Here is a 9,091-nt window from a genome sequence, read left to right as displayed (position 1 = left end):
TCGAGACGCTGCACAAAGAGGCCCTCACCCGAGAGCCCGCACCCACAAAGTAGCGGCAGAGAACCTGGGCCGATTCACGATCCGACCTTTCGGCAGGGCGGGGCATAGAGCTCTGGGCTCCATGATAGGGAGGAACCCACCGTAGCGAGATCTTCCCTCTCACTCTGAATCATCTGACTGAACCGGCCTCCTCGACTGCGCCGAGGACCGTGGTGTCGTCGATTTCGTTCTCGGAGGTGACGACGAGGCGAACCGTCTGGGCGCTCACCTGGAGGTCGGTCACCTCGGAGAGCCCCCGACAACGTCGGAGGGTCTCCCCTGGCGGGGGACAACGGGTAGGCACGCTCCATGCGGGCCTTCCGGCGAGCAGGTTGGTCGCTGGCACACGTCTGTTCGTGAACGCCGCGGACGATGAGGTGACGGTCGGTCGAATCGATCGCAGTGACGCAGCCGGTCTCACCGTGGCGCCCTCGGGGGCGTGGCCGTACGGCATCAGGACTCGTAATCGATCTCTGTCATCATGCCGGCTTCCTGGTGGTACGCGTTGTGGCAGTGTGCCGCCCAGCGGCCCGGATTGTCCGCATCGAAGTCGAGGGCGAACGATTCCATAGGCGCGAGCATCACCGTGTCCTTCCGGAGCCCCGACGGCAGGGCGAAGGTATGCCCGTGGATGTGGAGGGGGTGGCTCATCATCGTCTGGTTGGTCGCGAGGATGCGCGCACGCTGTCCCTCGCGGATGCTGAGTGGCGTGTTCTGCCCGTAGGGGGCGCCGTTGATGGCCCATTGGTACGGCCGCATCGAGCCTTGGAACGCGAGCTCGAGCTCGGTGTCGACGGCGCGGTCCTCGAGTCGCGCGGCCTCGGCCGGTTCCAGAGTGGATCCGATGAGGACCTCCCCATCGAGCTCCCGGACCTGGACGTCCGCAGCGGGCGCTTCCCCGGCACCGGTCCTCAGCACGGCGAGCCCTTGGCCGCCGCTGGGTTTCCCGACGGGACGGGCCACCAGAGGGAACATGCCGTCCTTCACGGTGACCACCATGTCGTACCGTTCGCCCATGCCGAGGTAGAGCGCCTTGGCGGTGACCGGTTCGACGGGGAATCCATCCGAGTGGGTGACGGAGAGGTCGTGGTCGCCGAGCGCGAGAGCGAAGATGGTGTCGGCGGAGGCGTTGATCAGACGGATGCGCACGCGCTGGCCGGGCTTCGCGTCGAAGATCTGCGGTGCTTCGGGGATCCGGCCGTTGATGAGGAAGTGGGGGTAGGCCACGTCACCGGCGTCGCCCCAGGGCTCGTCCCCCATCGGCATGCCGCCGTGGTCCATGCCGCCAGGTCCGTCGTCGCCCATGGGCATGTCGCCGTGGTCCATGCCGCCGGTATCTGAGGGTCCGGCGCTGGTCAGCGCGGCCAGGACCTCGTCGGGGGTCTGTCCGGTCCCATCGATCCAGTCATCGAGGGTCACGATCCATTCCGCATCGTAGTCCCCGGGTTCGTCGGGATCGTCGATGATCAGCGGGGCGTAGAGCCCGCGGTCCAGCTGCAGGCCGACGTGGGAGTGGAGGAAGTAGGTGCCGGGGTCGGGGGCGACGAACTCGTAGGTGAAGGAAGTGCCCGGCTCGACCGGGTCCTGAGTCATCCCCGGAACCCCGTCGGCTGCATTGTGCAGTCGGATGCCGTGCCAGTGGATCGTGGAGGCCTCGGGCAGACGGTTCTCGAGCGTGATGCGCAGCAGATCCCCGGCCGTGGCGCGGATCAGCGGCCCGGGGAGGGACTCGCCGTATGCCCAGGTCGAGACCGTCTTCCCTCCGAGGTCCACCGTCGTCGGCGCCGCGGCGAGGGTCTGGGTGACGACGTTCTGACCGGCTTTCGGCGTCAGGGCAGGAGGCGGTGCGAAGCCTCCAACTTCGGTCGGAGCGGCTCGGTCGCCACATGCCGCGAGCGTCAGTGCTGCCGCGCCGAGGCCTCCGGAGAACACGGTGCGGCGGGAAAAAGTCTTCACAGGTGCAGTCCTTCTAGAGCGAGGGGTGGTGTCATGGCCGAAAGGCGTCCAAGACCAGTCGTCGTCGTTGCTCGAACTCATCGGCCGTGATCTCTCCTCGAGCCAGGCGCAGCGAGAGTTCCCCGATCGCCTCGTTCTCGTCCCGAGCGCGTCGGGGGCGCCCGGGCAACACGGTGCGTGCCAGCAGCAGCGCCGAGGCCCAGAGGAGAACGAGGAGACCGGCGACCATCGCCCACATCAGCCACGACATCGCATCGGTCGGCATCATCGAGCAGCTCCCTTGGTCGAGTACGTACGCGACACGGTCCCGACCAGGTTCCCCGGGACGGTCGAAGTTCTCGTCGAGAGTTCCTCAAGATCCGGTCCAGATAGTCCGCCTGCACCTCCATAGACGCGCGGTGTCCAGGAACGGAGACCAGACTGGAGCTCATGAGGAGTGAATCGGCTCGAGCCGCAGCGATGGTTCTCGTCGTCGAGGACGAAGCGGCGCTGTCGGACGTCGTCCAGGCGTATCTCGCGAAGGCCGGCTACGCGACTGCGAGCGCGCGGAGCGGTCCGGAGGCGGTGGAGATGGCCCGTGCCCTGGCGCCGGACGTGATCGTCCTCGATCTCGGCCTGCCTGGTTTACATGGCTTGGAGGTGATGCGCAGGATCCGCACTTTCTCGGACTGCTACGTGCTGATCACGACGGCGCGATCCGAGGAGGTGGACCGCCTGGTGGGGCTCTCGGTGGGGGCGGATGACTACCTCACCAAGCCGTTCAGCGTGCGTGAGCTCGTCGCCCGGGTCCAGGCCGTGCTGCGTAGGCCCCGCGCCGAGTCAGGGAATGCTTCAGGCATGGTGCGTACGTTCGGCGAGCTTGAGATCGACACTGCTGCGCAGGAAGTACGACTCGCTGGCCGGATGGTCCCGCTGACCCCCACCGAGAGGGGGCTCCTGATGACCCTGGCGCACCGGCCGGGCCAGGCCTTCAGCCGCAGACAGCTGATGGAAGCCGTCTGGGGCGACAGCTGGATCGGAGATGACCATCTCGTCGATGTGCACATCGCCAACCTCCGCCGGAAGCTCGACGAGTCGGCTGAGTCCGCACGGTTCATCACCACGGTGCGCGGTATCGGATACCGGATGGGGAAGGGATGAGCTCGTGACCGCCCCCAGTACCTCTGTTCGAACGGTCCGGCCTGGCACCAGCTTGGCCTCGCGCCTGATGATCGGCCAGCTCATCGTGCTGCTCGCCGGTGCGCTCACCATCACGGTCCTGACAGTGATCATCGGACCTGCCGTCTTCCATTACCACCTGCTCCAGACCGACCTCCCCGTGGGCAGTGCCGAGCTCGTCCATATCGAGCGCGCCTACCGCGATGCGCTCGCACTCGCCCTCGGAGTCGGACTGGTGGTCTCCCTCCTGGCCGCGGGACTTGTCACCTGGAACTTGGCGCGACGACTCCGCCAGACGCTGCACGGTCTCACCTCGGCTGTCGATGAACTGTCCCGGGGCCACTACTCCACACGCGTTCCCTCCGTCGGAGCTGGGACCGAACTCGACTCTCTGGCCGCGACACTCAACGACATGGCTGCACGCCTGGATGCTGTCGAAGAGACCCGACGCCAGCTGCTCGCCGACCTCGCGCATGAGCTGCGCACCCCGATCGCCACCCTCTCCGCGCATCACGAGGCCATGGCCGACGGCGTCATCGAAGCCGATGCGGCCATGCCCATCCTCGCCGGCCAGACCGTGCGACTGTCGCGGTTGGCCGACGACATCAGTGAGGTGTCCCGGGCCGAGGAGGGCCAGCTCCCGGTACAGCTGCACCCCCTCGCCGTCGATGACTTGCTGGCATCAGCACTCCAGGAATGGGAGGAACGGTTTGAGACAGCGGGTGTGGCATTACGACGAGAAGTCGCCCTGCCCCACTCCGTGACGATCCACGCGGACCCGGACCGCCTCGCCCAAGTACTTGGGAACTTGCTGAGCAATGCTCTGCGGCACACTTCCCCCGGAGGCACCGTCACGGTCTCGGCAGCCACCCACGGCAGCACGGTGGAGATCGCGGTAGCGGATGACGGCGAAGGGTTCACCGCTGAGGACCGGTCTCGCCTGTTCGAACGCTTCTTCCGCGCCGACAGCTCCCGCACCCGTGAGAACTCCGGCTCAGGCATCGGCCTGACGATCAGTCGAGCCCTGGTCGATGCGCACGGCGGGACCATGGCCGCGGCCAGTGAGGGCTCAGGGCGGGGAGCCACCTTCACCATCCGGTTGCCCCGAGCAATCGTCTGACCGCTGAGCCGGCCGCGTACGGCGGGCTCAGCGATCAGACGATCGTGGTGAAGTTGCCGATCCGCACCTGGAGCAGTGCCATCCACTGCTCCCACACTCCGGAGACCAGCAGGAGTCCGATGGCGATGAGCACGGAGCCGCCAACGATCTGGAGCGTGCGGCGATGCCGGGACAGCACGCTGGAGATTCCTAGGGCGCGCCGGAACACGAGAGCGAAGAGGATGAACGGGATCCCGAGCCCGATCGCATAGCCGAAAGCCAGGAGAGCGCCGCGGCTCGCGGAGGCCTCCCCGAGGCTGAGTGCGGCGACTGCGGCGAACGTCGGCCCGATGCACGGGGTCCAGGAGAAGCCGAACGTGATCCCGAGCAGCGGGGCGCCGGCGAGTCCGGCATCGGGGCGCTTCCGGATCCTTTTCACACCGGAGAGGCGGGGGAAGATTCCCACGAACACCAGGCCCATGAGGATGACCAGCACCCCGGAGATCCGATTGATCGCGCTCGTGTACTGGATCACCAATGACCCGAGTGCACCGACGAAACCGCCGATGACCAGGAACACCGCCGTGAAGCCCGCGACGAACAGCACAGCGCCGGTGACCAGGCGCCATGGCCGTTCCCCGGGATCGCCGGTGCGGGGCGGCCCGGCGCTTCCTCCGGTGAGCCCGGTGATGTATCCGAGGTAGCCGGGGACCACCGGAAGCACGCACGGCGAGAGGAACGCGACCAGACCGGCCACCATCGACAGCAGCAGGGCTGCGGCCAGGGGTCCGCTCAGCACGGTGGTGGCGAACAGTTCACCCATCAGGCGGCCTCCGCTAGCACGGCATCCAAGAGGCTCTGTAGGGTGCTCTGATCGGCTGCGCCCGCGATCCGGGCGGCTACTCGTCCTTCAGCATCGACGATCAAAGTCGTGGGGACGGCGTTGGGCGAGACGCTGCCGTCCATGGACGCGATCACCGCGCCGTCGGTGTCGGGGATCGAGGGGTAGGTGATGCCGAAGGTCTCCTCGAACGCGGCGGCCGGCCCGGCCTTGTCGCGCGTGTTCACGCCCACGAATTCCACTCCCAGGGCGCTGTACTCGGAGTGCACGGCCTTCAGCGCCGGTGCTTCGACCCGGCACGGCGGACACGACGCATACCAGACGTTGATCAGCAAGGGTGCACCGCGCAGCGCCGTGGAGTCGAAGTCGTCGCCGTCATAGGTGGTTCCCCGAAGCTCCAGAGGATCGGCGCGTCCCTCCGGGGGGATCTCGACGACAACCCCATCACCGGAGACGTACCCGGCGTTCGCCTCACTCGCCGCATCCGAAGAACCGCTGCACGCCGCAAGAAGGGGCGCGAGGACGAGCAGGCTACCGCCCCGCCGCAGCGTGGTCCGCCGACTCAGGCGTGGTGTCACGCTCCGCCCAGTTGGGCCGACCACCGAATGCCAGAAGGCGGACCGGGTGCTTCGCCTGCTCACGTCAGCTGGAGACTGGTCAGACAGGTCAGATCATCCTCCGCCTGGGTCGAGATGGACGCGGTCCCTGTGTAGTCCTCGAGGGTGCACGTGAGCTCCGCGGTGATCCCGCGCGGTAGCCAGAGACCGAGGAACCCGTTGTCATGCGTGGTGCGAGGGCCCTCTTCGAAGGCCTCGCCCGAGCTGCTGTCGACCACGCTCACGGTGAGCTCGCGGCTGCGCAGTTCTCCGCGGCACGTGGTCAGGCTGTGGAAGGCGCACTCGTGGGTGGTCTCGATGAACGGTGCCACCGACAAGTAGAACTGGTCCTCGGGAAGGGGCAGCTCGGCCTTTCGCTCTGCATCGTCTTGGAGCTGGAGAGACGTCGCGGTGACGCTGGCGATCAGGTCCTGCGGTCGCTCAGCCACCGGGAGCGCTTCGAGCCGGTCGATGATCTCGTGCGCGTCCGCGTCGGCGAAGCCATGTTCCTGAAGCAGCTCCTGATCGCTCGTGACGGATGCGGGCTCGGACCCACCGGCCCCGCAGCCGGCGACCACGAGCGGGAACAGGCCGGCACCGAGCACGAGCGATCGGCGCGGCAACCGGCCGGTGCGACGACGGGGCCTACCCCCGGAGGAGGCGAGCGCACTTCGAGGGCTCGACGGGGAGGTCATCACGCAGGCTCGATCTCGCTCTCGACGACCCACTTGTGGTTCGTCATCATCATCCCGTCGGCCTCGTAATCGACCATGTACACGGTCTCCTCGGTGGCACTGTCGATGGTGGCCTCAGCACCCTCCATCCCGGTCATGTGATCGGCGGTGATGACCACCTCGGTGCCCTCTGCCAGCGGTGCCTCTCCCGGGTTCTCGAGCTCCTCGTGAACGACCCACTTGTGGTCAGTGACCGGCTCACCGCCATCGGTCGGCGTGAAGCTGACCGAGTAGGTCGTGGTGTCGAAGGCGCCCGAGATCGTCGCCGTCGCCCCCTCCATGCCCTCCATGTGGTCCGCCGTGAGCGTCACCTCCGTGCCGACCGGGAACTCGGGATCCTCCGCAGACGCCATACCTTCGGGCGCAGGGCCGCCATCCATCGGGTGCTCCATGCCGCCGTGGCCACCACCATCGGACGCCTCCGACGCTTCTGACTCGCCCGGCGTGTGACCCTCCTCAGACCCGCTGTCGGTGCAGCCGGCAAACACAATCGCACCGGTGACGACGACGGCCGCGAGACGGCCGAGAGAGCGACGAGAACGCATGATTTCTCCTAGTCAGAGGACACTTTGCACCAGCCTATGACCCCTAGATCAAGGTCTCCTCAAGGTCAGATCTTGACTTCTTGAGCACAACGTTGGCCAGTCATTCCGCATTGCCTCCAAACGAGTGGTCTATCCGCTTCCGTCCTTCGGGGGGCGATGGCTAGCGTCGTCAGGACGGGCCGGCATCCGCCGGTCCGTCCGGAACGAGAAGGAGCAGGATCATGACCCATCACGTCGCATCAATGCTTCAGACCTACCCGAAGGACCTCGGCACCATCGACCAGCAGAAGCTCGCCGAATGCATCGAGGCCTGCTTCGAGTGCGCCCAGACCTGCACCGCCTGCGCGGACGCCTGCCTGGCCGAAGACATGGTGGCGGAGCTGACCCAGTGCATTCGCCTGAACCAGGACTGCGCCGACGTCTGCGAGGTCACCGGCCGGGTCCTATCCCGCCAGACCGGGAAGAACGTCGCCCTCAACCGTGCCCTGCTCGAGGCGTGTCAGGCGGCGTGCCGGTCCTGCGCCGAGGAGTGCGAGAAGCACGCTGAAATGCACAAGCACTGCAAGGTCTGCGCGGACGCCTGTCGCCGCTGCGAGCAGGCCTGTGCAGAGCTGTTGGCCTCGATCAGCTGATACCGCTGCCTCTGCGCGGGCGTTGCGACCTGCGGTCAGCGGAAGGTGACGAAGGTCGGCGAACCCCAGATGGTCCGCTCGGTGACGGCGCCCGGGGTGCGCCCCGCGTCGATGACCGTGTCGCCACCGGCGTAGATCCCGAGGTGGCCGGGCCACACCACGAGGTCACCGGGCTGGGCCTCGGACTTGGAGATCGTGGTGCCGGCCGCGACCTGCTGCGACGAGGTGCGGGGCAGGTCGATGCCGGCCTGTCCGTACGCGTAGGAGCTCAGGCCCGAGCAGTCGAAGCTGACGCCCGGCTTGGAGGTGCCCCACGAGTAGGAGGCCCCGATCTGGCTGCGCGCGGCGTCGACGATCGCCTGCTGCGAGTTCGTCGCGGAGTTCGAGGGGGCGGGAGCAGAGGTTCCACCGCCCGAGGTCGATGCGCCGCCGTTCAGTGCGCCGCGCGTCTCGGGGCCCACGATGCCGTCGATCTTCAGGCCATGCGAGCGCTGGAAGTCCTTCACGGCCCCATGGGTGAGCTTGCCGAACTTGCCATCGACCGACAGCGAGGCACCGTGTTCGTTCAGTGCCGTCTGGAGCTGCTCGACCGACGAGCCCTGCGATCCCCACCGCAGCTTCTCGGCCGCAAGCGCGGATGTCGCATGTGCAGGAGCCGGTGCCGTGGGGGCTGAAGCCTGCGCAGCAACGGCAGGTGCGGCGGGCGAGCCGGCGGGGGCGGCCTGCGCGGGGCCCGCGAGCAGTGCGGAGCCGATGACGACCGTGCCGAGCACAGCGGCACCACCGGTGCCCCGCAGTGCGCGGCCGGCGGTCCCGACAGGCGTGACTGCTCGGCCGACGGCGCGGTGGGTGTTGTTCTGGGCCATGGTTCTACTCCGTAAATTTCCCACTCGAGTCGGGCGGGAGTTGATGACTTCGTCGGGGCCACAGCGACAGCGGAGCGAGCATCGAGGGGACGGCTCATGTCGTGGGCGGCGAGATCAACCTACGGCCCTGCGCGGCTCAGCAGAACAGCGATGGACGGCTCTGCGCGAGGATTTAACTGAGGCTTGACGCCATCCCCCAGATACCCCCAGAGGGCAGGACTCCGCTTTACCCCTCAGGGGTACGGAGTTGGAACGTGGACCCAGCTTGTCCTCAGCCTCTCGGGTGGCGTGGAGAGTGCTGAGCTTCCTGGCTGGGGGTATCAGGGACAGGTGCACGTGCCCGTGACTGAACCTCCTTGGACGGACTCGGACTGTCGAGTTCGGAGAGGTGCTCCGCGGGGAAGCATGCGCGGTAGCGGTTCCGGAAGGGTAGCGCGGGCAGGGTTGGGCGGTCGGGGATCAGGGTGTTGCTCTTGAGATCTGGGCTTACCCTCCTGATGTTGACGCCTGAGATAGCGGGTCGCGCTGACCTGCGGGAGGGTTGTCGTAGTTGAGTCCCGCATAGTGGTGTAGCGCGGTGGCCCCGTGATCGTCTCTGACGAGGACGCGGCCACCGTGTGATCCT

10 protein-coding genes are annotated in these 9,091 nt (G+C 67.2%); 3 read left to right on the top strand and 7 right to left on the bottom strand.

All coding sequences use genetic code 11. The features are described from left to right. Positions 1–492: 492 nt before the first annotated feature. Both L3K22_RS16290 and L3K22_RS16285 read right to left on the bottom strand, forming a co-directional pair. Complete coding sequence (locus L3K22_RS16290; protein ID WP_263312320.1) at positions 493–1,995, bottom strand: multicopper oxidase family protein; 1,503 nt, start codon at positions 1,993–1,995, stop codon at positions 493–495. Positions 1,996–2,026: 31 nt separating this feature from the next. Next, positions 2,027–2,263 (bottom strand): SHOCT domain-containing protein, encoded by a 237-nt coding sequence (locus L3K22_RS16285; RefSeq protein WP_010550444.1) that lies wholly within the window; start codon positions 2,261–2,263, stop codon positions 2,027–2,029. Between the two features lie 191 nt (positions 2,264–2,454). On the opposite strand from L3K22_RS16285, the gene L3K22_RS16280 reads away from it, so the two are divergent. Next, a complete protein-coding gene (locus tag L3K22_RS16280; protein WP_263312319.1) occupies positions 2,455–3,135 on the top strand; it encodes a response regulator transcription factor in 681 nt (226 codons plus the stop codon). A gap of 67 nt (positions 3,136–3,202) precedes the next feature. Continuing rightward, complete coding sequence (locus L3K22_RS16275; RefSeq protein ID WP_263312318.1) at positions 3,203–4,273, top strand: sensor histidine kinase; 1,071 nt, start codon at positions 3,203–3,205, stop codon at positions 4,271–4,273. A gap of 34 nt (positions 4,274–4,307) precedes the next feature. Here the strand turns inward: L3K22_RS16275 and L3K22_RS16270 are convergent, their stop codons facing one another. From L3K22_RS16270 to L3K22_RS16255, 4 genes are all read right to left on the bottom strand, one after another. Beyond that, positions 4,308–5,075 (bottom strand): cytochrome c biogenesis CcdA family protein, encoded by a 768-nt coding sequence (locus L3K22_RS16270; RefSeq protein ID WP_263312317.1) that lies wholly within the window; start codon positions 5,073–5,075, stop codon positions 4,308–4,310. Next, a complete protein-coding gene (locus tag L3K22_RS16265) occupies positions 5,075–5,671 on the bottom strand; it encodes a TlpA family protein disulfide reductase (protein ID WP_263312316.1) in 597 nt (198 codons plus the stop codon). The genes L3K22_RS16270 and L3K22_RS16265 overlap by 1 nt, the downstream gene beginning before the upstream one ends. 59 nt (positions 5,672–5,730) lie before the next feature. After that, the gene (locus tag L3K22_RS16260) at positions 5,731–6,294 is read right to left on the bottom strand and encodes a CueP family metal-binding protein (protein WP_082358638.1); all 564 of its coding nucleotides are present in this window, start codon (positions 6,292–6,294) and stop codon (positions 5,731–5,733) included. An 89-nt stretch (positions 6,295–6,383) separates the two neighbouring features. Next, positions 6,384–6,968 (bottom strand): YdhK family protein, encoded by a 585-nt coding sequence (locus tag L3K22_RS16255; RefSeq protein ID WP_053916538.1) that lies wholly within the window; start codon positions 6,966–6,968, stop codon positions 6,384–6,386. A 221-nt stretch (positions 6,969–7,189) separates the two neighbouring features. On the opposite strand from L3K22_RS16255, the gene L3K22_RS16250 reads away from it, so the two are divergent. Then, positions 7,190–7,600, top strand: a complete 411-nt coding sequence (locus L3K22_RS16250) for a four-helix bundle copper-binding protein (protein ID WP_053916537.1) — start codon at positions 7,190–7,192, stop codon at positions 7,598–7,600. A gap of 35 nt (positions 7,601–7,635) precedes the next feature. Here L3K22_RS16250 and L3K22_RS16245 read toward each other — a convergent pair whose 3' ends face one another. Next, complete coding sequence (locus L3K22_RS16245; RefSeq protein ID WP_126988718.1) at positions 7,636–8,466, bottom strand: C40 family peptidase; 831 nt, start codon at positions 8,464–8,466, stop codon at positions 7,636–7,638. Positions 8,467–9,091 lie beyond the last annotated feature (625 nt).

The sequence above is a fragment of the Brachybacterium atlanticum genome (assembly GCF_025669985.1).
Taxonomy (GTDB): domain Bacteria; phylum Actinomycetota; class Actinomycetes; order Actinomycetales; family Dermabacteraceae; genus Brachybacterium; species Brachybacterium conglomeratum.
Note: the sequence above shows the minus strand (reverse complement) of the source record. Positions and strands in the feature narration are given on the sequence as shown.